This is a genomic window from Streptococcus sp. 20925_1_44, from assembly GCF_041432435.1.
In the GTDB taxonomy this organism is placed as follows: domain Bacteria; phylum Bacillota; class Bacilli; order Lactobacillales; family Streptococcaceae; genus Streptococcus; species Streptococcus infantis.
Window position 1 is genome coordinate 144072 of the sequence record NZ_JAPVZQ010000004.1, and the last position, 25166, is coordinate 169237.

The 25166-nt window shown below is 38.7% G+C and carries 17 protein-coding genes; 11 read left to right on the top strand and 6 right to left on the bottom strand.

Translation table 11 applies throughout. From position 1 onward, the window contains the following. Positions 1-144: 144 nt before the first annotated feature. Positions 145-1335 (top strand): methionine adenosyltransferase, encoded by a 1191-nt coding sequence (gene metK / locus O3643_RS06305; RefSeq protein WP_371500621.1) that lies wholly within the window; start codon positions 145-147, stop codon positions 1333-1335. 46 nt (positions 1336-1381) lie between these two features. Here metK and O3643_RS06310 read toward each other — a convergent pair whose 3' ends face one another. The 5 genes from O3643_RS06310 to O3643_RS06330 form a co-directional block, all read right to left on the bottom strand. Beyond that, positions 1382-2014 carry a GNAT family N-acetyltransferase gene (locus O3643_RS06310; RefSeq protein ID WP_371500623.1) on the bottom strand — a complete coding sequence of 211 codons (633 nt, stop codon included), beginning with the start codon at positions 2012-2014 and terminating at the stop codon, positions 1382-1384. A 172-nt stretch (positions 2015-2186) separates the two neighbouring features. After that, positions 2187-2486 carry a DUF1827 family protein gene (locus tag O3643_RS06315; protein ID WP_004253819.1) on the bottom strand — a complete coding sequence of 100 codons (300 nt, stop codon included), beginning with the start codon at positions 2484-2486 and terminating at the stop codon, positions 2187-2189. A gap of 63 nt (positions 2487-2549) precedes the next feature. Then, the gene (locus O3643_RS06320; protein WP_314945704.1) at positions 2550-2999 is read right to left on the bottom strand and encodes an NUDIX hydrolase; all 450 of its coding nucleotides are present in this window, start codon (positions 2997-2999) and stop codon (positions 2550-2552) included. A gap of 89 nt (positions 3000-3088) precedes the next feature. Continuing rightward, entirely contained in the window at positions 3089-5338 is a 2250-nt protein-coding gene (locus O3643_RS06325; protein ID WP_371500625.1) for an AAA family ATPase, read from the bottom strand. Positions 5339-5578: 240 nt separating this feature from the next. Then, the gene (locus tag O3643_RS06330; protein WP_004253825.1) at positions 5579-5809 is read right to left on the bottom strand and encodes a DUF1797 family protein; all 231 of its coding nucleotides are present in this window, start codon (positions 5807-5809) and stop codon (positions 5579-5581) included. Positions 5810-6014: 205 nt separating this feature from the next. Here O3643_RS06330 and O3643_RS06335 point away from each other — a divergent pair, with 205 nt between their 5' ends. From O3643_RS06335 to O3643_RS06365, 7 genes are all read left to right on the top strand, one after another. After that, the gene (locus tag O3643_RS06335; RefSeq protein WP_004253828.1) at positions 6015-6698 is read left to right on the top strand and encodes an amino acid ABC transporter permease; all 684 of its coding nucleotides are present in this window, start codon (positions 6015-6017) and stop codon (positions 6696-6698) included. Continuing rightward, positions 6698-7432 (top strand): amino acid ABC transporter ATP-binding protein, encoded by a 735-nt coding sequence (locus O3643_RS06340; protein ID WP_223339508.1) that lies wholly within the window; start codon positions 6698-6700, stop codon positions 7430-7432. The genes O3643_RS06335 and O3643_RS06340 overlap by 1 nt, the downstream gene beginning before the upstream one ends. A 132-nt stretch (positions 7433-7564) precedes the next feature. Further along, on the top strand, positions 7565-8422 hold the full coding sequence (locus O3643_RS06345) for a bifunctional methylenetetrahydrofolate dehydrogenase/methenyltetrahydrofolate cyclohydrolase (RefSeq protein ID WP_371500628.1): 858 nt from the start codon (positions 7565-7567) through the stop codon (positions 8420-8422). Positions 8423-8752: 330 nt separating this feature from the next. Next, complete coding sequence (locus O3643_RS06350; RefSeq protein ID WP_371500630.1) at positions 8753-10858, top strand: AAA family ATPase; 2106 nt, start codon at positions 8753-8755, stop codon at positions 10856-10858. 26 nt (positions 10859-10884) lie between these two features. Then, complete coding sequence (locus O3643_RS06355; protein ID WP_371500632.1) at positions 10885-12039, top strand: HNH endonuclease signature motif containing protein; 1155 nt, start codon at positions 10885-10887, stop codon at positions 12037-12039. A gap of 237 nt (positions 12040-12276) precedes the next feature. Continuing rightward, positions 12277-19515 carry an SIALI-17 repeat-containing surface protein gene (locus O3643_RS06360; protein WP_371500634.1) on the top strand — a complete coding sequence of 2413 codons (7239 nt, stop codon included), beginning with the start codon at positions 12277-12279 and terminating at the stop codon, positions 19513-19515. A gap of 130 nt (positions 19516-19645) precedes the next feature. Then, positions 19646-20494, top strand: a complete 849-nt coding sequence (locus tag O3643_RS06365; RefSeq protein ID WP_371500636.1) for an NAD(P)H-hydrate dehydratase — start codon at positions 19646-19648, stop codon at positions 20492-20494. Between the two features lie 23 nt (positions 20495-20517). Here the strand turns inward: O3643_RS06365 and O3643_RS06370 are convergent, their stop codons facing one another. Further along, the gene (locus O3643_RS06370) at positions 20518-20703 is read right to left on the bottom strand and encodes a hypothetical protein (RefSeq protein WP_371500638.1); all 186 of its coding nucleotides are present in this window, start codon (positions 20701-20703) and stop codon (positions 20518-20520) included. Positions 20704-20824: 121 nt separating this feature from the next. Here O3643_RS06370 and O3643_RS06375 point away from each other — a divergent pair, with 121 nt between their 5' ends. The 3 genes from O3643_RS06375 to O3643_RS06385 are packed head-to-tail and all read left to right on the top strand — an operon-like array spanning position 20825 to position 25091. Continuing rightward, on the top strand, positions 20825-23275 hold the full coding sequence (locus tag O3643_RS06375; protein WP_371500640.1) for a bifunctional DnaQ family exonuclease/ATP-dependent helicase: 2451 nt from the start codon (positions 20825-20827) through the stop codon (positions 23273-23275). Between the two features lie 33 nt (positions 23276-23308). Next, complete coding sequence (locus O3643_RS06380; protein ID WP_371500642.1) at positions 23309-24532, top strand: FtsW/RodA/SpoVE family cell cycle protein; 1224 nt, start codon at positions 23309-23311, stop codon at positions 24530-24532. Positions 24533-24542: 10 nt separating this feature from the next. Beyond that, complete coding sequence (locus tag O3643_RS06385) at positions 24543-25091, top strand: DJ-1 family glyoxalase III (RefSeq protein ID WP_314945728.1); 549 nt, start codon at positions 24543-24545, stop codon at positions 25089-25091. The last annotated feature ends 75 nt before the right edge of the window (positions 25092-25166 follow it).

Consider the following 25166-nt stretch of genomic DNA (forward strand, 5'->3'; position numbering starts at 1 on the left):
TAATCATACGAGTTTTTTTTAAAGATTCGTGTTATAATAGTTAGGTTATATGGTCCCGATAAGGTGGTGGGATTGATTGTAAATACTCTTCTTACCAGTTCTTTGTAACTCTATAACGAATATTTTTTAAGGGGGGACATTTTTATGTCAGAACGTAAATTATTCACGTCTGAATCTGTATCTGAGGGGCACCCAGATAAGATTGCAGACCAAATTTCAGATGCTATCTTGGATGCTATTTTAGAGCAAGATCCAGAGGCGCACGTTGCTGCTGAAACAGCTGTTTATACTGGTTCAGTACATGTTTTCGGTGAAATTTCAACCAATGCTTATGTCGATATTAACCGAGTGGTTCGTGATACGATTGCAGAAATCGGTTATACCAATACAGAGTACGGTTTTTCTGCGGAGACGGTAGGAGTTCACCCATCCTTGGTAGAACAATCACCAGATATCGCTCAAGGGGTTAATGAAGCCTTAGAAGTTCGTGGGAATGCGGATCAAGATCCACTTGATTTGATTGGAGCTGGAGACCAAGGTCTCATGTTTGGTTTTGCAGTTGATGAAACTGAAGAACTCATGCCATTGCCAATCTCACTCAGCCACAAGTTGGTTCGTCGCTTGGCAGAGCTACGTAAGTCTGGTGAAATTAGCTATCTTCGTCCAGATGCGAAATCTCAAGTTACGGTTGAGTATGATGAAAATGACCAGCCAGTGCGTGTGGACACTGTCGTTATTTCAACTCAACACGATCCAGAAGTCAGCAATGAACAAATCCATGAGGATGTAATCAACAAGGTCATCAAAGAAGTGATTCCAGCTTCTTACCTGGATGATAAGACTAAATTCTTCATCAATCCAACTGGTCGTTTCGTTATCGGAGGACCTCAAGGAGACTCAGGTTTGACGGGTCGTAAGATCATCGTGGATACCTATGGTGGTTATTCACGTCACGGTGGTGGTGCCTTCTCTGGTAAAGATGCTACTAAGGTTGACCGTTCAGCTTCTTATGCAGCTCGCTACATTGCTAAAAACATTGTTGCTGCAGGTCTTGCTAAGAAAGCAGAAGTGCAATTGGCTTACGCGATTGGTGTAGCTCAACCTGTATCTGTCCGTATCGATACCTTCGGTACTGGTACGGTAGCTGAAAGTAAGCTTGAAAAAGCAGCGCGTCAAATCTTTGACCTTCGTCCTGCAGGAATTATCCAAATGCTTGACCTCAAACGTCCAATCTACCGTCAAACAGCGGCTTATGGACATATGGGACGTACAGATATTGATCTTCCATGGGAACGCTTGGATAAGGTAGAAGCCTTGAAAGAAGCCGTTAAGTAAACTAAAAAAAGATTGGTCCTTAGACCAATCTTTTTTATGTTAAAAATTAGTTATCCAGGGTTTTTACAAAAGCCCAGTTTCCAATAGATTTTGTTCCGTATTCTAACATCATCGAATCTAGTAATTCATACTTGTTTTTTTCATAGAAGCAAACATTTTTTTCAGTACTAGTAATCAAGCCCAAGCGTTTGCAGCCTTTGGATTTAAGATAAGGTTCAACACCTTCTTGTAGAAAAGCACTCCCGATTCCTTGGTTTTGACTAGAAGCGTTGACACCTAACATCATCAAATACCAGTCAAAATTTCCTGATCTTTTCAAATGCTGTTCGGAACGTTCCACCAAATCAAGATATTTCAAGAGATTGCGCGGAGTAATAAAACGGAAAAGCTTGGCCATACCATTCAGCAAATAAGATAGAATGGAAAAATCCTTTTGTTGCAGGAGGGCAACGGCCATGATTTCCCCGTCTCGTTCAGCGACTAGACAGGTCTCTCCTTTGATATAGAGTTTGGTCAGAAGGCTATCCAATAATTCTAAGAATGCTGGGTAATATTCTGGTTTTTTTAAATCATCTTTGATAAGAGTCATGAAAGGGTAGTCCATAAAGGCACCAGCCAACACTTTTCCAATTTTTTGATATTCATCTAGCCTGGCTGCTCTGTATACTATTTCTTTCATATCATACTCCTTCATTAAAATCTCTCTATCTATTATAACGAAATTTCTCACATTTTTCGATTGAAATGTGAATTTTTCACAAAAAAGCTTTATTCACAATAATTTATTTAAAGATATAAACAAGAAAAGGTTTTAAAAAACCCCGCAGTTTTAACTGTAGGGTAGATTAATTCTATTTTGTAGGGATTGAAATCTCAATCAATTTATCAGAATAGAGGGTTTTAATATTTGCCTTATCAATAGCCTGTTGATTAATTTTACGACTGAGGAAAAATTCTTTGATTATTTCCATTTCTTTTTCACGGATTGCCCGATGTTTATTGGAAATGAGGATTTCGTAATGAAGTGGAGCCTGAGTAAAAATAACATCTGTATTTCCCGCAGAATAAACCTCTACAAGCGTTGCGTCTGTGCTTTCTAGCTGACTTTTAACAAGTTGCGAGTGTGAATTTGTAGTATTGATAAGCTTCATAGGGTTTCCTCCTGTATATCTATGTCTATTATAGCACTTTTTGGGAAATTTGGTAAAGATAGTTTAAATTTGATGTTGTTTTTTCCAAGCTTCAATCGCCCATTTGTGGCTTCCACGTTTTAAGTTAGTAATAGCTTCATCGATTGGGAACCAAGCTAGATGATTGAAGTCCTCCAGAGGTTTTTGGATTTCTTGATAAGAAGTAGCTTCGTAGAGATAGGCTGGATTGTAGTAGTAGGTATCACGATGACTAGAATAAAAATATTCATCAGCCTGCCCATAGTAGATGCCGATTTCAGCTGTAAATCCTAATTCTTCAATCAACTCTCGTTTGAGAGCTTCGAGATGGTTTTCACCTTCTTCAATTTCGCCCCCTGGTAAGAACCATGCACCATTTGGAGCTTGTACGAGGATAATCTTTTCATGGTTTGCATCAGGTATGACTGCATAAACGCCATATCTATTTTTGTAGGTTACTCCCTCTTTTTTTTCTCCAAATGTTGGATTTGCCATAAAGTTCTCCTTCGTGAGTGCGCTTTCTTTCTATAATAGTAAAGAATGCTCTCACTGTCAAGTAAGAACATTCTTTTGTATGTGAGGAACTAGTCGTTTGACTCGACTGTTTCCGTTTTATTTTTGGACTTAATCACGATTTTACCTTTACTTGTCATGACTGCCTTGAGGTCTTTTTCACTTGGATTTTCAAGGTAGTAGTCTGTAATGGCATCTTCGATATAGTCTTGGATGGTACGACGGAGTGGACGAGCTCCCATTTTTGGATCGTAACCAAGGTCTACAAGTTTTTCTTTAACCTTATCTGTTACATCTAAATGGATGTTATTACTTGAGAGGCGTTTATTCACATCATCCAACATAAGGTCAACGATTTGTAGGAGATTTTCCTTGCTGAGAGCTTTGAATTCAATAATCCCATCAAAGCGGTTCATGAATTCTGGACTAAAGAAGTTGCCTAATTCTCCAAGGACAGAGTTGGTACGACCTTCTCTAGCTGCACCAAAACCAACACTAGCTTCAGCTTTTCCTGTACCTGCATTTGAGGTCATGATAATGATGGCGTCCTTAAAGCTAACAGTTCGACCTTGACCATCCGTTAAACGGCCATCATCCAATACCTGAAGGAACATATGCATGACATCTGGATGGGCTTTTTCAACCTCGTCAAGGAGGATAAGTGAGTAGGGGTTACGACGAACTTTCTCAGTCAACTGACCTGCTTCATCATAACCTACGTATCCTGGAGGGGCACCGACGAGTTTGGCAACGCTATGTTTTTCCATGTATTCGCTCATATCAAAGCGAATCATGCTATCAGCCGAACCAAAAAGCTCAATAGCTAATTGTTTAGAAAGTTCTGTCTTACCGACACCTGTAGGACCAACAAAGAGGAAGCTACCGATTGGACGGTTTGGTGTTCCAAGCCCAACACGGTTACGGCGGATAGCCTTAGCAATCTTATCAACTGCATCATCTTGGCCAATAACATGAGCCTTGAGATCGTCTGCTAGGTTGATGAGTTGAGACTGCTCTTTTTCTTTCAAATCACCAACTGGAATATTAGTCTTTTGCTCAATAATGTGTTCAATCGTCTTTTCGCTGATAATCGGGGTATCCTGATCCGTTACCTTGGTCTTTTGCATTTCTTTATATTTAGCAATCTGGTCACGGAAGTAGGCTGCTTTTTCAAAATCTTCATCTCGAGTTGCTTGAGACTTGAGATTTTCTGCCTCGATTAAGCGTTGGTCGATAACCTTTGGATCCACAAAATTCAAGGTTAAGTTCATTTTTGAACCAGCCTCATCTAGGAGGTCAATAGCCTTATCGGGCAAGAAACGATCTTGGATGTAGCGGTTAGAAAGAGTAGCAGCGGCTTCGATAGCAGCATCTGTATAATGAACGTGGTGGTAATCTTCGTATTTCTTTTGGATACCTTTGAGGATAATAATAGTCTCTTCCACAGTTGGTTCATCAACTTTAACAGGTTGCATACGGCGCTCAAGGGCGGCGTCTTTTTCGATGATGCGGTATTCATTGAGGGTAGTAGCACCAACTAGTTGAAGTTCGCCACGAGAAAGGGCAGGTTTCAGAATATTTCCTGCATCCATATTACCGTCTCCAGCAGAACCCGCACCGACAATTTCATGAATTTCGTCGATAAAGAGGATGACATCTTTACGCTCACGAATTTCTTCCATGAGTTTCTGCATGCGCTCTTCAAATTGTCCACGAATTCCTGTGCCTTGGACAAGGCTAACAACGTCTAAACGAATGACTTCTTTCCCTTGAAGTTTGTGGGGAACATCACCATCTACAATTTTTTGAGCGAGGCCTTCGACAACGGCTGTCTTACCAACACCAGGCTCTCCGATAAGGACGGGATTGTTTTTGGTTCTACGGTTGAGAATTTCAATGACACGGATGATTTCTTCGTCGCGACCGATAACAGGATCGACATTTCCACGACGGGCAATCTCAGTTATGTTGATACCGTACTCATCCAAGAGTCCTTTTTCTTGACTAGGAGGAGGAGTTTGAGCTGGTCCACGATTTTGGGAACCAAAACCACCATTGCCACCATATCCACCACCTGACTGAGTTGGAGGAACATTATTATTGGAAGAGGGTCTAAAGTTATTCAGATCATTAAAGAAGTCTCCAAATGGATCAAAATCACGATTATTTAAATCTGTAATGCCTTTGAATAAGCTATTGTTAGGATCTGTTTTGATAATTTTGTAGCAATTTTGGCAAAGGTCAATTTGCTTTTGTTGTCCATTAAGATTGGTGTAAAGATGGATTGTTGAGTCATTGATTTTACAATTTTGACAGAGCATACCACTACCTCGTTTCTTTCTTGGCTTTGACTAAAACAGAAAGGTCAAAAATAGTCAAAGTTCTTTAGTCTCATTATATCATGATTGAAGGGGAAAGCAAGTAAAAAGATTGAGTCTTAGAACTCATGATAAAAGAGTTTTGTAGATGAAATATAGGGATAAAAAGAAAAATCCTATTTGTCAGACAAAAAGGATTTTCATTGGTCAAAGCAGGAGACTTCTCCGGCATTTATTCAACAATTAGTATAAAAGTTCGTAGATTTCCATCGCAATGAGGTCGATGCTATCAAATGTATATGTTTCACGAGCTTCAACGTCACGAAGTGTAAAGAGTGGTCCGTTTTCTTCGTCGTGGTTAAAAGCAACCTCTGCGACAACAACTCCTTCGCGCTCAAAGTTACGTTTCAAGTTACCACCATCTTTAGTCATTGCTTCTAAGCGATTGATGATTCTAACCAAATGTGATTCCATTTTGATTCTCCTCCATTTCTTATCTTTACTATTTTACCATAAAGCATAGTTACTTGACTAGAAAAAAACTAAGATTTCTCGCTATTTCTATCGTCTTTGAAAATTTATTGAAAATATTAGGAGAAAATGTTGAATTTTTATGCAAAATATGTTATCCTTATACAAGTTTTAAGTTTAAATATTAAAAACAGAAAGTAGAATATCCATGAATTTTTCTTTTTTACCGAAATATCTACCATATTTTAACTATGGAGCCGTTGTAACAATTATCATATCTATCTTGGTGGTCTTCTTGGGGACCATTCTAGGAGTGCTGTTGGCCTTTGCACAACGTTCAAAAATTAAACCACTTGCTTGGTTTGCTAATCTATATATCTGGGTCTTCCGTGGGACTCCGATGATGGTGCAGATTATGATTGCATTTGCCTTGATGCATATTAGTGCTCCGACTATTCAAATTGGGATCTTAGATGTTGATCTGACTCGCTTGATTCCAGGGATTTTGATTATTTCTATGAATAGTGGTGCCTATGTATCAGAAACAGTCCGTGCTGGGATTAATGCAGTGCCAAAGGGACAATTAGAAGCAGCTTATTCACTAGGTATTCGTCCTAAGAATGCCATGCGTTATGTTATTTTGCCCCAGGCTATCAAAAATATCTTACCTTCTCTAGGAAATGAGTTTATCACTATTATCAAAGATAGCTCGCTCTTGTCAGCTATCGGGGTTATGGAGTTGTGGAATGGAGCTACTACAGTATCAACAACCACATACCTACCTTTAACACCGCTCTTATTTGCAGCCTTTTACTACTTGATTATGACCTCTATCTTGACACTGGCCTTGAAAGCTTTTGAAAATCGTATGGGACAAGGAGATAAGAAATAATGACTGAAACACTTATAAAAATTGAAAACCTTCATAAAAACTTTGGGAAAAATGAAGTTTTAAAAGGAATTGATCTTGAAATTAAAAAAGGGGAAGTAGTGGTGATTATCGGACCTTCTGGTAGCGGTAAGTCAACCCTCCTTCGTTCGATGAATCTCCTCGAAGAAGCTACTAAAGGAAAAGTCATATTTGAAGGTGTTGACATTACCGATAAGAAAAATGACCTCTTTGCCATGCGAGAAAAGATGGGAATGGTTTTCCAACAATTTAATCTCTTCCCGAATATGACAGTGAAGGAAAACATCACACTTTCTCCAATCAAGACAAAAGGTGAAAGTAAGGAAGTGGCTGAGAAGAGAGCGCATGAGCTCTTGGAAAAGGTTGGTTTACCAGATAAGGCAGATGCTTATCCTCAAAGTCTGTCTGGTGGGCAACAACAACGTATCGCTATTGCTCGTGGTCTAGCCATGGAGCCAGATGTTTTACTATTTGATGAACCAACTTCTGCCCTAGATCCAGAAATGGTAGGAGAAGTACTAGCAGTTATGCAAGAACTTGCTCAGTCAGGAATGACCATGGTTATCGTAACGCATGAAATGGGCTTTGCTCGTGAGGTGGCAGATCGTGTTATCTTTATGGCTGATGGTGTTGTTGTTGAAGACGGAACTCCAGAGCAAGTTTTTGAACAAACCCAAGAACAAAGAACCAAGGATTTCTTGAGTAAGGTTTTGTAAGAATATGATGAAAAGCTCCAAGTGGGCTTTTTCTTATAGTTTCAGACTATAGGGTATCTTAGGTAAGAAGTGTTAGAATGCAGAACGAATTTTTGTTATAATAGAAAATATTTGTTAGAAAAGAGAAAATACATGACACAGATGATTGATGGAAAGGCTTTAGCTGCCAAGCTACAAGGACAGTTGGCTGAAAAAACAGCCAAATTAAAGGAAGAGACAGGTTTGGTTCCAGGATTGGTCGTTATTTTAGTCGGAGAAAATCCAGCAAGCCAAGTTTACGTACGTAACAAGGAGCGTTCTGCTATCGCTGCAGGCTTCCAAAGTGAAGTCGTGCGAGTTCCGGAGACCATTACTCAAGAGGAATTGTTAGAATTAATCGCTAAATACAATCAAGATCCAGCTTGGCATGGGATTTTGGTCCAGCTTCCATTACCAAAACACATCGATGAAGAAGCTGTTTTACTAGCTATTGATCCTGAAAAGGATGTGGATGGTTTCCATCCTCTCAACATGGGACGCCTCTGGTCTGGTCACCCAGTTATGATTCCTTCAACACCTGCAGGGATTATGGAAATGTTTCATGAATATGGGATTGACTTAGAAGGTAAAAATGCGGTCGTAATTGGTCGTTCCAATATTGTTGGGAAACCCATGGCTCAGTTGCTCTTGGCTAAAAATGCAACTGTAACCTTGACCCACTCTCGCACCCACAATCTAGCCCAAGTAGCTTCTAAAGCCGATATTTTGGTCGTAGCTATCGGTCGCGCCAAGTTTGTGACTGCCGACTTTGTCAAACCAGGTGCAGTTGTCATTGATGTAGGGATGAACCGAGATGAAAATGACAAGCTCTGTGGAGATGTTGATTACGATGCTGTTGCACCAATTGCTAGTCATATCACCCCTGTACCTGGTGGAGTTGGTCCAATGACCATTACCATGCTGATGGAGCAGACTTATCAGGCTGCATTGCGTAGTTTGGATAGGGACTAATAAATAGGAAATCTGTGAGTCTAGATAGTTTTTAAAATAAAGATCATCGATTAAGAGAGCTTTGTAGTATTTACAAGGTTCTTTTAATTTGATAGGATTTCGATGAAATGTAAAAAGAAAAATATATTCCAGTTTTTTATGGAAATTGTTATATGTTGCATGATGTTTGTGTTAAAAGCGATAAGATTATACTTTTAAAGATACGATTATAACTATATAAAAAGAGAGCAGTTTACTAAATTAAAAAATATATAAATTTTAGGTTAATTTATAGCTTGAAAGATTATTGTGTTATAATATTGACAAAGAAATAAGAAAGGCCCTATTGAAATGAGTGTTAGCGAAATTATTGAAAGAATTAGAAGTGAGTATTCGGAGATTGATTGGTTAAAAAGTAGAAGTAGTTTTTATAAAATAACTGAACAAGGAATATTAGTTCAGTATGACCTAAAAGAATTAGAAGAAAAATATGTAAAAGGTAACTTTTTAATTATCAATAAGTTTGCGCAGTCAGCAATAGACTGGAATTCTGACTTAGAAAATTATTTTGTTATCACTGAGTTAACGGATATCCCTAAAACTGGAAATATTGAAATTACGAAAAATAATAAGTTAACAGAATTCGAAAACTATATTGGACAGAGTTACTTTATTATTGAACAAGACTTTTTCACAAGTCATTTTATAAGAGTTGAAAAGGATGATGAGAAATACTTAGAGACAGTGCAGGAAATTATTTTCTTAAGTTTTGATGATTTTATAGAGCAGATGTCTATAAAAAATAGTGATTGGGATGATTATGGTTATAAATTGGTTTTAAATTTTACGATTTGGGAACAAACTTTTGAGTTACGAGTTAATCCGAAAAATAATCTTTCTATGGATTATTTAAAAAGTGGCGAAGGAGAATATCCTGATGAGGATTTTTGTTCCTTGGGTGAAGTAGCGTACTATGAATTTTTAAAAAAATATCTTTCTTATAAAAATCGTCAAAAATGGTTTACTCGATCTAGAGACCTTGCTTATAACACAAGTGTATTGGAAAAATTTGCAATAGAGTATTCAAAAAAATCTGATTTACATGGACAAACTTTGGACTTCACTCCACCAAATAGTGAATACCATAGTTTTTTATATAATTCATTTCTAAGAACAACTACTTTAAAAGAAATCAAGGAAGTATTTCACCCATTGACTGTTTTTGGATATTCTAATTCTACGGTGTATTATTCAGGGGATGGAAAAAATATAATACAGGCGGTAGATGATAGAGAAACATCTATAAATTATAGTTTTAAAGAAGATGGTATAGATAAAGGGGCGCTAAATTTCAAAAAAAATAGAAAGTCAAAATTACCAATGAATGTCTATGCAGTTGTTGGTGGAAATGGAAGTGGAAAATCCTATAAAATTAATCAGATAATAAAGGAACATTTAGAAGGAGACAATAAGTTCTCACAGATACTTCATTTTTCATTAAGCCCATTTGACAATATTATTCATTTTAATAGAGAGAGCACAAGTATAGAGGTTGCTGATAAAGAAAAAGATTCCTATGGTGAAATTATCTATGAGAAAGTAGGATTTGTTTCCGTCAAACATCCTCCTATTCCAGAAGTAGTCAAGAAAGCAGAAGCTACATCATTGACTGATGTTAAGGAGTATCTACATGAGAAATCTAGAAAGTATCTTGATTCTGATAATACATTAAAACAAGGATTTGAAGGTGAGATAAGCATCAAAGAAAGCTTTTCCTACTATATACAAAATCTGTTGATTGATTTGATTGCTTCTGAAGATAAATTGAAAATGTGGGAAGATTGTTTGAATTTCTTTACATTTGAATCTTGGGTAGATGATATCATCAATGCTTTTCAAGATAGAAATATTTCTAAGAATGATATTGAAAAAATTGATACATTAAGTTCAGGACAAGCAACTATTCTTTTATATATTACGAAGCTTGTTTCAAGTATTAATCAAGGAAGCTTAGTAATTTTTGATGAGCCAGAAACGTTTATGCATCCACCTATGGTTAAAGCATTTATTAGAGCTGTTTCAGAGTTAGTGGATAATAATAAAGCTTTCTGTTTGATGGCTACACATTCACCAGTAATCATTCAAGAAATTCCTCATTGTAATGTCTATAAATTAGATTCTAATCACGAATTAACAAATATTTATTACAAAACTTATGGTCAAAATTTAGACACCTTATATAAAAATATATATGGAGTTGAATTACAACAAACAGGTTATAATAGCTTCTTTAATGATCGAAAGAAAGAAATTATTGAAGAAGGGCAAGAGGATTTAGAAGATGTTAATTTGTTATCAGATAAGGACAGGCAATATCTAGGTGATGAAGCTTTTCTGAAGTATCTTTTAGTCAAAGATGAGATAGAGAAAGTGGGTGAAGTCTTATCAAAAGAGTAGCTAAAGAATATCCGTCTATAGAAGAAGTGATAGCGGTATTACCAAATAATGCCGATAGAGATGGGCTTCGTAGTTTTTTAATAGAGTTAGATAAGGAATATGAAATTAAAGCTAGTATAGGTTCATTGTATGAATTAGATGTTGATCTAATTCAGTCACAGTGTGAAATTCAACGTTCTTGGTATGATAGTCATATCCGAAAAGAATCTAAAGGGTTATTTCAAAAATTTCCAGTTGTGAAAAATAGTAATAATCAAGCAATTTGTCCTATTTGTGAAGGTGTATTTTCAACTAAAGTAACACTCGAACATATTATTCCTAAGAATGAAGAAGAGACAGATGGTGAAAAGTGTGGTGAACCTAGGCTTGCAATTTTACCAATTAATCTAGTCAAATGTTGTGGGGAATGCAATACTTCTAAACATAGTAAAAGGTTTCGAATAAAAGAAAAGAGTGAAATCCATCCTTACTTTGAAGAGTTTGATATTGAGGATTATTTTGAGGTAAACTTTAATGATACGGATGAGATTTTTCAACCAAATATTAAATTTTACTATCAAGATAACTCTATGGATAAACGTATTCAAAATTTCATTAATAACTATAATATTGAAAAAACATATAATCATAGAATAAAGTTAGAGTTTCAAAAAATTTTGACCATATTAGCAAATAATCCACTAACTTTAACAAAATCTATCTTAAAGTCATACATAGAATATCTATTAGATACATATAGGAAAGATAGTGAATCTGAAAAGATTGGATCTAAGTATTGGTTTGATCAAAATTATTTTGGATTTTTAATCTGTGAGCATTTAAAAACAAAAATAGAAAATGATATTTCTACTGTTTATAAATTAAATAAGGAGATAAACAAATTTCGTAAACCATCTCAATATGTTGATTTTTCAAATCCAGAATTTCAGAATAATATGAATGAAGTACAAACAATGACGGATTTAGAAATGTTTGTTAAAAATAACAAAGAAGACTTCATTATCTATTATCAACAGATTAAAAAACAAGGTCTTTCTATTGATTTTCCTAAATTATTTAATTTAGACGAAGATAGGTTAAGAAAAAAACGCTTAATAGAGGAAATTGTTAATTATTATTTAGAAAGTGGAAAAAGTTTTGATCATTTTAGAGAAGATTGTTCTTTAGTAATTGGATTATAAGTATTATCAGATTAAAATTCTAAATTTTTAAAAAGCAAGTTCTAATGGACTTGTTTTTTTCTTGCTCTATTTCTACTAAAATTCCAGTAAAACTTCTACAAATTATTGAAAAATATCTACTATTTTGATATATTAAAAACATCAATATGTATATGCAAAAATAAGTAAGCGTCTAGAAGGAGGTTTATTTTTTGAGGAAAAATGTAATCGCTTACTAAAACTTAGAAAGGAACCATAATGGATAAGAGATTTTTTGAAAAACGGTGTCATTTTAGTATTCGTAAGTTTGCAATTGGTGCTGCTTCGGTTATGATTGGAGCTAGTATCTTTGGTCTTCAGGTAGCGCAAGCAGCTGAAACTGAAACGTCAAGTACCACTGAAGAAACAATTCATCAAGTTCAACCTTTGGATAAACTTCCAGAAGATCTAGCTGCAGCCATTGCAAAAGCGGAGCAAAATGGCCCACAGGATTCCGCTATTGAAAAAGAAGAAAAAAATACGGAAGAAGCAGCAAAACCAGTAACTGAAGATAAAGTAACTGAGGAAACAAGTCCTAAGGAAAAAAAGGAAGCAGAAGTAGTTAGCCCTAAGGAAGAAAAAACTGAAAAACCAGCTGCTGAAGTGAATGAGAAAAAACCTACAGTGGCAGAAGTGAATACTGAAAAGCCAGCAGTTTTGGAAGAACATACTGCTGAAGCTAATCAGAATAAACCGATATCTGACGATAAGACTAAGGAAGAAAAAACATCTTCAACAGACTTACCTCAAGTTACCAAAGAGAAAGAAAAAGAAGACCGACTATTACAGGAAAGAAAACAAAATTTTAACAAAGACTGGTATTTTAAATTAAATGCTCAGGGTGATTTTTCGAAGAAAGATGTAGACGTTCATGACTGGTCTAAGTTGAACCTTCCTCATGACTGGAGTATCTATTTTGATTTTGATCACAAGTCTCCTGCTCGAAATGAAGGTGGTCAATTAAATGGTGGGACTGCCTGGTATCGTAAGACCTTCACTGTAGAAGAAGCTGCTAAGGATAAGGATGTTCGGATCAACTTTGACGGTGTCTACATGGACTCCAAGGTCTATGTCAATGGTAAATTTGTAGGTCATTATCCAAGTGGTTACAATCATTTTTCATATGATATCACTGAATTTTTAAATAAAGATGGCAGTGAGAATACTATTGCTGTTCAAGTTACCAATAAGCAACCAAGTAGTCGTTGGTACTCAGGAAGTGGTATCTATCGTGATGTGACGCTTAGCTATCGTGACAAGGTGCAGGTGGCTGAAAATGGCAATCACATTACAACTCCGAAATTAGCTGAACAAAAAGATGGCAATGTTGAAACACAAATCCAAAGCAAGATTAAAAATACTGCCAAGACTTTAGCCAAGGTATTTGTAGAGCAACAGATTTTTACTAAGGAAGGTAAGGCTGTATCAGATTTGGTTCGTTCTGTAACCAAGAACCTAGCAGGAAATGAGACAGCTGACTTTAAGCAAACAATCTTAGTGAATAAACCAACTCTCTGGACAACCAAAAGTTATAATCCTCAACTATATGTTCTGAAAACAAAGGTTTATAATGAAGGTCAGCTAGTTGATGTGACAGAAGATACTTTTGGTTATCGTTATTTCAACTGGACAGCTAAGGAGGGATTCTCTCTTAACGGTGAGAGAATGAAATTCCACGGGGTTAGTATCCACCATGATAATGGTGCCTTGGGGGCAGAAGAAAACTATAAGGCAACCTACCGTAAATTAAAACTCCTGAAAGATATGGGAGTTAACTCTATTCGTACAACCCACAATCCAGCAAGTCCACAGTTGCTAGATGCTGCTGCTAGTCTAGGACTTTTGGTCCAAGAAGAAGCCTTTGATACTTGGTATCGTGGTAAGAAAACTTATGACTATGGACGTTTCTTTGACCAAGATGCGACTCACCCAGAAGCCAAGAAGGGTGAGAAGTGGTCTGATTTTGACCTCAGAACCATGGTTGAACGAGATAAAAATAATCCTTCAATCATCATGTGGTCACTCGGTAATGAAGTGGATGAAGCAGATGGTGGAGAACGTTCACTAGAAACAGCCAAGCGTTTGAAAGCTGTTATCAAAGCAATTGATACAGAGCGCTATGTGACTATGGGTGAAAATAAATTCAGTCGTGCTTCTACAGGCTTGTTCTTAAAATTAGCAGCAATCATGGATGCTGTAGGTATGAACTATGGGGAGCGTTTTTACGATGCTGTTCGTAAAGCCCATCCAGACTGGTTGATTTACAGTTCTGAAACTTCTTCAGCGACTCGAACACGTGATTCCTACTTTTATCCTGCTAAAAATCTCTATCACGATAATCGTCCAAATCGTCATTATGAACAATCTGACTATGGTAATGACCGTGTAGCTTGGGGTAGAACAGCTACTGAATCTTGGACCTTTGACCGTGATCGTGCTGGCTATGCAGGTCAGTTCATCTGGACTGGTTTCGACTATATTGGTGAGCCTACACCTTGGCATAACCAAGATCATACACCAGTGAAAAGCTCTTACTTTGGTATTATTGATACAGCAGGCTTGCCTAAGAATGATTTCTATTTATACCGTAGTGAGTGGTATAGTGCTAAAGAAAAACCAACTGTTCGTATCATGCCTCACTGGAATTGGACAGAAGAAACGCTCAAGGAACGTAATATGCTCATCAATGGCAAGGTTCCAGTTCGGACCTTCTCAAATGCTGCTAGCGTAGAATTGTTCTTGAACAACGAGTCCCTTGGTAAGAAGGAATTTGTTAAGAAAACAACTGAAGATGGACGCCCTTATCACGAGGGTGCTAAACCAAGTGAATTGTATCTTGAGTGGTTGGTGGACTATAAACCAGGCACCTTAACTGCTATTGCTCGTGATGAAAATGGTAAAGAGATTGCGCGTGATAGTGTAACAACGGCTGGAGAGCCAGCTAGAGTTCGTCTCACCAAGGAAGAACATGTCATCACTGCAGACGGCAAAGATTTGTCTTATATCCATTATGAAATCGTTGATGAAGATGGCAATGTTGTACCAACTGCCAATAATCTTGTTCATTTCAATCTTCATGGGCAAGGTCAGATCGTCGGTGTGGATAATGGGGAACAAGCTAGCCGTGAACGTTATAAAGCTCAGAAAGATGGCACATGGCAGAGAAAAGCCTTCAATGGTAAAGGTGTTGTCATTGTAAAATCTACTGAAAAAGAAGGTAAATTCACCCTATATGCTGATTCTGCAGGTTTAGCTTCTGATCAGGCGACGGTTACAACTGTTTCAGGTAAGAAAGAAAACCGTCATTTTGTCGCTTTTGCCCCTGTTAAGGCGACTACTGATGTCAGCGAAAATCCTAAATTGCCGGAAACTGTGACAGCTATTTATAGCGATGGTAGTGTCGAAGAAAAAGCTGTGGTTTGGGCAATCCCAGATGATCTCCTTACAAGTGCTGGTGAGAAAAAAGTTCTTGGTAGTGTGGAAGGAATCGAAGCTAAGGCTGAAGCTCTTGTTAAGGTCATTGCACTTGATAAGTGGTTGCCTAAAGTTGCAACTGTTCCAGTTGGTACAGCTGTAGAAGATTTGGATAAAACTGTAACGGCAGTTTTATCAGATGGTAACTTGGTTGATGCGGATGTCGTTTCTTGGACCTTGAAAGATCCTTCTGCCTTGACAAAAGAAGGTGGACGTACTGAAGCAACTGGTAAATTGGTAGGTAATGACTACGAGGTGACAGCAACCTTTATCGCAAGTAATCAGGAAACCGAAAGTACTGTTACAGGTATCACAGTTGGAGATAAGGCTCTTGAAAACTTTGAGCCTGGAAAGACCTATTACCGAAAAACCCTCCCTTATAGTGCTGAGATTCCAAGTGTCGGAGCACAGACAAGAGGCTATCAGGTGACAGTTCAACAAGCTTCAGCAGCTAATGATTATCAGGCTTCTGTATTCTTGAGTGACCAGAAGGGCGATTTAGTTCAAACTTACTTGATTCAATTTGTGAAGGAAGCTCCTGCCTTGACACGCTTGGAAGTAAGCGTTGAAGGAAAAGAGACTGCAACAGAAGACCAAGTTCTCCCTTATCATGTCATTGGGCATTACGAAGATGGTTCACAGACTGAATTTTCAGCATCAGATATTCACTTGGATGCTAGCTCTACTGATGGTGGACATCTTGAAGTAAACGGACAGAACTTGCTTCTTTACACTAAAGGTAGTGTAACGCTCACTCCTCGTATTGAACACCAAACAGAGAAGACACAATCTGTAGCCACTGTAGTAGTCATTAAAGAAAACAAAGTAGCCAAGAAAATTGTTAAGCTTCATCCTGTTTCAATCTCTACAGATATCAATCAGCAACCGAATTTGCCTGACCAAATCGGAGCAGAATTTGACAAAGGTTTGCCTCGTAAGCTAGCTGTAACTTGGGACAAGGTAGATGAACATGAACTCGCTAGCTATCATAGCTTTACCCTTAAAGGTCATGTAGAAGGCACAGATATTGAAGCTGTGGCAAATGTGACTGTTGAAGGTTTGCAGGTCGCAGAAGAAATCAGCCTAACTCTTCCTAAGGGTGAAACGGTTCAATTACCAGCTAATGTTCGTGCCTACCATTCTAATGGAACAACTGTCTATAATGATGTCGTTTGGGATAAGGTGCCAGCTAACTTTAGTCAAACTGAAGGAATCTTTGAAATCAAAGGTCAATTGGTTGGTAGCTCTCTAACTACCAAGGCTCATGTTCGTGTTTCCAGTCAGGTTGTTGCGGGAAATAATATCTCTAAACAATGGACAGGTTCTCAATTACCAGCAGCTATCGTATCCAATACTGGTGGAGATGATTCTGCCAATACTCTGAACGACTTGACCGTTTCAAGAGCCAATACAGATGTCAAAAATCGATGGACAACATGGCAAACAAATACAGATAATGATTGGGCATCTATCTTGTTTGGTAACTCAGGAGATTTGACCAAACGCTTTGTAGACAATCTTTCAGTTGATTTCTATACAGATGGTGCGATTGGACTCCCAAAAGAGTATGTTATTGAATACTACGTTGGTCAAGAAATTCCAGATTTGCCAACTGATGTCAATCATGCTCAAGGAGATGCCAAGCATCCATTTAATAATGCTACCAACTGGAAAGAGGTTGAACACCTCAAAGCTCCAGGTCAATTATCCGCAAGTCAAACTAACCACTTTACGTTTGACAAGGTTGAGACCTATGCCGTTCGCATTCGCATGAAGAAAGCAAATGGAACGGATGGTGTCGGTTTGACCGAAATCACAATCTTAGGAAATAAAGTTCTAAGTGCTACAAGTTCAGAGATTACTATTAGAGTAGACGGTCAGAAGCTAGAACATTTCAATCCAGCTAAGACAGACTATCATATTCCTCAAGCTAGCAAAGTGATTACTGCAACAGCAAGCGACAATGGTGTGGTAACAATTGTTCCTGCTACAAGCCCAGAAGGAGCAACACGCCTCATTTTGAAGGCAGAAGACGGAACCATCTTGAAAGAGTACCGCATTTTCCGTGATGGTCAAAAAGAATCTACGCAACCAGTAGCTGCCGAGAATGCTGCCATGACATTGAGTGTTGGTGATAAGCTTCAATTACCTACAGAAGTGACAGTCTACTATCCATCAGAAACAGATTGGACAAGAGATAAACTAGCCGTAGAATGGGATGCAGTCCCTGAACATGCGACAGACCAGGAAGGCACCTTTGAAGTGCTTGGTCATATCCTAGGAACAGACTTGACAACTAAGATGCAAGTAACCGTTCTAGCAAGAGGAAATCAAGTTATCTCTGAGAATACAAGCAATAATGCGACCGACTCTAAAGCCTTTGCCTCTACTACAAACGATACCGATGCCGCTTCTAATGATAGAATCTTCTATATCAACGATGGGCGATTTAATGAGGATGGACGTTGGACTAACTGGTCTCGTACTCCAAAAAATCAGGAAGTGTCGGTAGGAGTTCTCTTTAAGAAGAATGGTCAGATTACACCTCGCTCTGTAGGAAAAGTAGCAATTCAGTTCTTCAAAGACAGTGGAACAGATGCACCAGCGACAATGGTACTCGAAAGATATGTTGGACCAGTTTATTCTGAACCAAGTACCATTTCACGTTATGAAGAAAATGCTGATCATCCGTTTAACAAGGCAGAAAATTGGCAAGAAATTCCTTATAAGGCATCTGGAGCAATCGAGGCTGGTAAGCCAATCGAATTTACCTTTGATCCGATTCAGACAACCGCTATTCGCGCACGTATGACTCGCAAATCAACCACTAATGGTCTCGCAATGGTTGAGTTTAGTGCCTATTCTCCAGCCAAAGCCAGTGATTCAGAAACACCTGCAGTGACCATTTCAGTTGCAGGAAAAGCATTGGAAAACTTTGATCCTGCGGTTTCAGAATATCGATTAACTGCTAATGGAGCGAAACCAGAGGTGACTGTCCAAACAAGTGGTCACGGTGTAGCGACTGTCGTTGAGTCAAATCAAGGCAATCTTCCAACACTTGTTCGACTCCTTGCTAAAGATGGTAGTCTTGTGAAAGAATATCGCCTTCACTTTGAAGCTGGTTCAGAAGCTAGTCATGCAGTGGATGATCAAGCTCTTGTTCTAGACCGTCCAAGTCTAGAAGTTGAGAAAGCTGTCATTCCATTCAAGGAAATTATTCGTGAGAATAGTGACTTAGCCAAAGATGAACGTCGTATCGTCTCAGAAGGTCAAAATGGAGAAAAGGTAGACTACGTCGAAGTATTAGGAACAAGTCGTAAGGTTGTTCATACTGAAACAATAGAAGCAAAAGATCAAATTGTTGAAGTAGGAGTGAAAGCAATTGCTACAAGTAGCAAGGGTGACGATCCTGCTCCAGTTCTTGAAGTTCCAGAATACACAGATCCTATTGGAACTGTAGGTGAGGAGCCAGCCCCAATAGTAGAACTCCCAGAATATAGCAACTCTATCGGTACTGCAGGAGACCAAGCAACCCCAATTGTTGAAGTTCCAGAGTTTAAAGGCGGAGCTAATTGGGTCGAAGCTGCTAAAAATGAAGTTCCAGAGTTCAAGGGCGGAGCTAATTGGGTTGAAACTGCTAAAAATGAAGTACCTGAATTCAAGGGTGGAGTCAATGCTGTGCAAGCAGATAAGAACGAGCTCCCAGAATACACAGGAACTCTAGGAACCGCAGGAGACCAAGCAGCTCCAACAATCGACAAACCTGTTGCAGATATTCGAGGTTTATCTGATAAACCTTCAGAAACTCAGGCTTCTGCAGAGCAGACCCAGGATTCACAAGTTCTTGGAAATGCTTCGGAAAAAGCAGACTCAGCAAGACTTCCAGAAACTGGGGAAAGTCAATCTGATACAGCAATTTTCCTAGCAGGTCTCAGTCTAGCCTTATCAGCAGCCTTCCTAAATGGGAAACGCAAGGAAGAATAATGATTCATAACTTACTATTCTCAAAAAGCTGATTATTATAAAAAAAGGAGAAGACTATATAGTCTTCTCCTTTATTAATTGGGGAGTGAGGTGTATAATTGAAGTAAGAGAAAGCATGAAGGAGTAGTGTATGAAAGAGATTGATCAGGCTCTACTAAAAAAAGTAATCATCGAGCGTCCTCGTTCTAGTCATAAGGGAGACTACGGCCGTCTTCTCTTGATTGGAGGGACTTATCCCTATAGGGGAGCGATTATTATGGCTGCTTTAGGGGCGGTTAGAAGCGGTGCAGGCTTGGTGACAGTAGCAACGGATAAAGAGAATATTCCAGTTCTGCATAACCATCTGCCGGAGGCTATGGCTTTTGACCTTGATGATAAGCAATTACTTGAGCAACAGTTACAGAAAGCAAGTGTTGTCTTGGTCGGACCTGGATTAGTGGATGATGATCGTGGAGAAGAGCTTCTCCAAACAGTTTTTGATCATTTAGACCAAGATCAGACCCTCATACTGGATGGTGGCGCCCTATCCATTTTTGCTAAGAGGGGGATGAAATTTCCTAAGGCTCAGCTTGTTTTAACTCCACACCAAAGGGAATGGCAAGTCTTGTCAGGCTTAGATTTGGATTCCCAAGGAACCGATGAAACAGGGGGGGCCTTGAAGAGATTTCCTTCAGGAACGATTCTAGTTCAAAAAGGTTCTGCTACCCGAATTTGGCAAGCTGGTCAAGCTGATTGTTATCAGTTGAGTGTCGGTGGCCCTTATCAGGCGACTGGGGGAATGGGTGATACTCTGGCTGGGATGATTGCTGGCTTTGTAGGGCAATTTCCTCGAGCAAGTCTCTATGAAAGAGTGACGGTAGCGACATATTTGCACTCAGCAATTGCTCAAGAATTGGCTGAGGACAACTTTGTAGTTCTGCCAACCACGATTAGTCAACATATTCCTGCATTCATGAAAAAAATACAAAAAGACACCTGAAAATACCAGGTGTCTTTTGATGATTAGAAGAGGCCTTTGACCTTATCTACAAGACAGTCAATTCCTTCTGATCCTGAGACCAAAGCTTGTGCTTGGCTTAGGTACTCACCGAGTTGATCCTTGTTTTCTTCAACAAAAGTTTTTGCTGCAGAAAAATCTTTGTTCTCAATGAGTTCTTTTACTTGATTAAACAAATCTAATGGGTTCATGAGTTCCCTCCTTTTCTACAGTTCTATTCAATCATTTTTTATAAAAACTTGCAAGAAACTTGACTCTTCAAATAAAGTTCAGGGGTGTCAAATGGTGCAAATTTTGATATAATTTTTAGTGATGAATTTTAGAAATAATCGGTATGTGGTTGTAGATTTAGAAGCAACAAGTACCGGAAGCAAGGCAAGAATCATCCAAGTGGGAATTGTAGTTATTGAAGATGGTGAGATTGTTGAACAGTATGCGACTGATGTCAACCCTCATGAACGCTTGGATTCTCATATCAAAGAATTAACGGGTTTGACTGATAAACGTTTGGCAAAGGCTCCAGAGTTTTCTCAGGTGGCTGGAAAGATTTTTGAACTGGTCAAAGACGGTGTTTTTGTTGCGCACAATGTTCAGTTTGATGCTAACTTATTGGCAGAATTCCTCTTTTTTGAGGGTTATGAATTGCGCACGCCTCGTATCGATACAGTGGAGTTGGCTCAAATATTTTACCCTCAGCTTGAGAAGTATAATCTCGGCATTCTTTGCCAAGAGTTGGGGATTCCTCTAGAGCAAGCCCATTCAGCCCTATCTGATGCCCAAGCAACAGCAGAACTCTTTCTTTGTATGAGACAAAAGATGTTTGGACTGCCAAAAGGGTTGTTGGAGCGCTTATTGAGTTTATCAGACAGCTTACTCTATGAATCTTACCTAGTCATCGAGGAAGTTTATCAGAAGCAGTCTCTCCTCGTTGAGCATGATTTGGTAGAAGTGCAAGGTTTATTTTTGAGAAAAGAAAAGCCAGTCCTTTCTCCACGCAAACTCTCAAAAGATTTCCAAACTAATATTGCCTTGCTAGGTTTGGAGGAGAGAAGTCAACAAGAAGAATTTGCCCAAAAGGTTCAAGAGTTTTTACAAGGGGAAGCCATTTCCTTTATTCAGGCTCAAACAGGAATCGGGAAAACCTATGGTTACCTGCTACCGGCCTTGTCACTTGAGAATGAAGAGGGAATCCTACTCAGTGTTCCGACTAAAATCCTTCAAAATCAGGTGATGCAAGAGGAGGCTAAAAAACTAGAAGAGATTTTCCATATCTCTATTCATAGTCTTAAAGGTCCTCAGAATTACTTGAAGCTAGATGCATTTCATGCAGCGCTAGAGGAAGAAGAGTCCAATCGTTTGTATACTCGTTTCAAGATGCAACTTCTAGTTTGGTTGACAGAGACAGATACAGGAGATTTAGACGAAATTGGTCAGCTTTATCGCTACCAGCAATTCTTACAGAACTTGGTACACGATGGCAACCTTCACAAAGACTCTCTCTTTTGGTTGGAGGATTTTTGGAAACGAGGTCAGGAAAAGGCTCGTTCCTGCAAGTTGCTTGTGACCAATCATGCTTACCTCGTTACTCGACTTGAAGATGATCCTAGTCTCTTAGAAGGGCGTCTCTTGATTTTAGATGAAGCCCAGAAAATCTTGTTGACATTGGAAAATCTTTCTCGAAAATCTTATTTGCTAACAGATTTGGTGGAGCAACTAGATCAAGCTCTATCGAGGGAAGAAGGTATGCTTCAAAGACGCTTGCTAGAAAGTATTCGTTTTGAAGTTTCTTACCTACTCGATCAGTTCTTATCTGGTAAACGTAGGATGTGTCCAGCTAGTAGCGTTGACAAGCTCCGACAAGATTTTTCTGAGTTGAATTTACCAGAATTTAAAGACTATCAGAGATTTTTTACATCTGAGGGAGAATTTTGGTTATCGACTTCAGATGTGTCTAGTAAGAAGGTTGAAATCACTTCTAGTCGCAATCATCGTTTGCTCTTTTCTCAGATTTTCCCAGAAACCTGTCAGCTATTAGGAATCTCTGCAACCCTTGAAATTAGTAGTAGGGTTTCTTTACCAGAATTGTTAGGTTTTCCTCAAGCGGCCTTTTACTGCATGAACGAACACTTTCAGGAAAATCAGGAAATCTTGTTGGTGAATGATTTTCCGTTGGTGACAGAAATTTCATCCGAGGAATATGCACAAGCAATTGTAGAAGTTTTAGAAGAATTGTTCCAGCTTGAAGAACCCATTCTAGTTTTATTTACTGCAAAAGATTTATTGTTGCAAGTTTCAGATGCTTTGAGGGTTCCCCATCTGGCCCAGTATAAGCACGGTGAACCTGCCCAGTTAAAAAAACGCTTTGAAAGAGGCGAGCGTGAGCTCTTGCTTGGGGCTGGAAGTTTTTGGGAAGGTGTCGATTTTTCGAGACATCCTCGAGTGATTGAAGTGGTGACTCGATTACCTTTCCAAAATCCAGAAGATCCCTTTACGAAAAAGATGAATCAAGAACTTCGTTTGGAAGGGAAGAATCCTTTTTACGATTATCAGCTTCCTATGGCTATTATTCGCCTCAAGCAAGCGATTGGACGAACCATGCGTCGAGTGGGGCAACGCTCTGCAGTTCTGATTCTAGATAGCCGCATGGCAAGTAAACGCTATGGTAAGCAAATCAGCAAGTCTTTGGCTCGAAGCAATCGTGTTAGAGTCATTAGCCGAGAGCAAGTATTCTCAAAAGTTCAAGAATTTTTAAATAAACAATGAAATGAATACCTGAAAGAATGAAGGAGGCCTTTTATGAAACGTTCTCTCGACTCTAGGGTCGATTATAGTTTAATATTACCAGTATTTTGTTTGTTGGTGATTGGAGTTGTAGCTATTTATATAGCAGTTAGTCATGACTACCCAAACAATGTTTGGCCCATACTTGGACAACAACTGGCTTGGATATCGCTAGGGATTGTTTTTAGCTTCATAGTCATGTTTTTTAACACAAAATTTCTCTGGCAGTCTACGCCTTATTTATATGGACTTGGTCTAGCCTTGATGGTCTTGCCTTTAGTCTTCTACAACCCAAGTTTAGTAGCTGCAACTGGTGCGAAAAACTGGGTGTCAATTGGTGGTTATACACTCTTTCAACCCTCCGAATTTATGAAGATATCCTATATTTTGATGCTGGCATACGTTATCGTAACCTTTACCAAGAAACATAAAGACAAAGAACGGACCGTTGGCTTAGATTTTCTATTGATTTTGTGGATGATCGTTTTCACGATGCCAGTTATGGTTTTACTAGCCTTGCAAAGTGACCTTGGGACAGCTATGGTTTTTGTTGCAATCTTTGCAGGACTTGTCTTATTGTCTGGTGTTTCTTGGAAGATTATTATTCCAATTTTTGTAGTAGTTGTATCGGCGATTACAGGCTTCCTAGCAATCTTTATCACAAAAGATGGGCGTGCCTTTATGCATCAGATTGGGATGCCAACTTATCAGATAAATCGTATCCTTGCCTGGCTCAATCCCTTTGATTACGCCCAAACGACTACCTATCAACAGGCACAGGGTCAAATCGCGATTGGTAGCGGTGGAATTTTTGGTCAAGGCTTTAATGTGTCTAATCTCCTTATTCCAGTCCGTGAGAGTGATATGATTTTCACAGTAATTGCAGAAGATTTTGGATTTATTGGTTCAGTTGTTGTGGTTGCACTCTATCTACTGCTTATCTATCGCATGTTAAAAATCACCTTAAAATCCAATAATCAATTTTATACCTACATCTCAACTGGATTTATCATGATGCTCTTGTTCCATATCTTTGAAAATATTGGTGCGGTTACTGGTCTTCTTCCTCTGACAGGGATTCCTTTGCCCTTTATTTCCCAAGGGGGATCCGCTATTATCAGTAATCTAATTGGTGTCGGTTTGCTGTTATCGATGAGCTACCAAACCCATTTGGCTGATGAAAAGAGTGGTCGAACAAGATTCAAACGTAAAAAAGTTGTGTTGAAAAAAGTGAAATAAGGAGGTCGCTATGCCTAAAGTTGCAGTTATCCTAGCAAATGGTTTTGAAGAAATTGAAGCCTTGACGGTCGTAGACGTCATGCGCCGCGCAAATATCACCTGCCATATGGTAGGATTTGAAGATAAAGTGACAGGTTCACATGCTATTCAAGTTCAAGCTGATCGAGTGTTTGATGGTAATTTATCAGAGTATGACATGATTGTCCTTCCAGGAGGTATGCCTGGTGCTGCCCACTTGAGGGACAATGAACAATTAATCTCTGAGCTTCAAAGATTTGAGGAAACCGGTAAAAAAGTAGCAGCCATCTGTGCTGCTCCAATTGCTTTGAATCGAGCTGGCCTCCTAGAAGGAAGAAACTTCACCTGCTATGATGGAGTCCAAGAACAAATTGCTGACGGTCACTACCACAAAGAAACAGTCGTAGTGGATGGAAATATCATTACGAGTCGTGGTCCAGCAACAGCTTTAGCTTTTGCTTACCACTTGGTTGAAACACTGGGAGGAGATGCTGAGTCTTTAAGAAATGGCATGCTCTACACAGACCTATTTGAAAAATAATGAACAAACGGAGGAGAATCTTTCTTGATGGAGAAGATTCTTCTCTTTTTTAATGGCAAAAACCAAGGTAAACAT

Coding starts and splice junctions, on each gene's coding strand:
- O3643_RS06345 (WP_371500628.1), top strand. CDS start 7,565: ATGACACAGATGATTGATGGAAAGGCTTTAGCTGCCAAGCTACAAGGA.
- O3643_RS06320 (WP_314945704.1), bottom strand. CDS start 2,999: ATGGCAAATCCAACATTTGGAGAAAAAAAAGAGGGAGTAACCTACAAA.
- O3643_RS06315 (WP_004253819.1), bottom strand. CDS start 2,486: ATGAAGCTTATCAATACTACAAATTCACACTCGCAACTTGTTAAAAGT.
- O3643_RS06385 (WP_314945728.1), top strand. CDS start 24,543: ATGCCTAAAGTTGCAGTTATCCTAGCAAATGGTTTTGAAGAAATTGAA.
- O3643_RS06360 (WP_371500634.1), top strand. CDS start 12,277: ATGGATAAGAGATTTTTTGAAAAACGGTGTCATTTTAGTATTCGTAAG.
- O3643_RS06330 (WP_004253825.1), bottom strand. CDS start 5,809: ATGGAATCACATTTGGTTAGAATCATCAATCGCTTAGAAGCAATGACT.
- O3643_RS06310 (WP_371500623.1), bottom strand. CDS start 2,014: ATGAAAGAAATAGTATACAGAGCAGCCAGGCTAGATGAATATCAAAAA.
- O3643_RS06350 (WP_371500630.1), top strand. CDS start 8,753: ATGAGTGTTAGCGAAATTATTGAAAGAATTAGAAGTGAGTATTCGGAG.
- O3643_RS06375 (WP_371500640.1), top strand. CDS start 20,825: ATGAATTTTAGAAATAATCGGTATGTGGTTGTAGATTTAGAAGCAACA.
- O3643_RS06340 (WP_223339508.1), top strand. CDS start 6,698: ATGACTGAAACACTTATAAAAATTGAAAACCTTCATAAAAACTTTGGG.
- O3643_RS06370 (WP_371500638.1), bottom strand. CDS start 20,703: ATGAACCCATTAGATTTGTTTAATCAAGTAAAAGAACTCATTGAGAAC.
- O3643_RS06380 (WP_371500642.1), top strand. CDS start 23,309: ATGAAACGTTCTCTCGACTCTAGGGTCGATTATAGTTTAATATTACCA.
- O3643_RS06365 (WP_371500636.1), top strand. CDS start 19,646: ATGAAAGAGATTGATCAGGCTCTACTAAAAAAAGTAATCATCGAGCGT.
- O3643_RS06325 (WP_371500625.1), bottom strand. CDS start 5,338: ATGCTCTGTCAAAATTGTAAAATCAATGACTCAACAATCCATCTTTAC.
- metK (WP_371500621.1), top strand. CDS start 145: ATGTCAGAACGTAAATTATTCACGTCTGAATCTGTATCTGAGGGGCAC.
- O3643_RS06335 (WP_004253828.1), top strand. CDS start 6,015: ATGAATTTTTCTTTTTTACCGAAATATCTACCATATTTTAACTATGGA.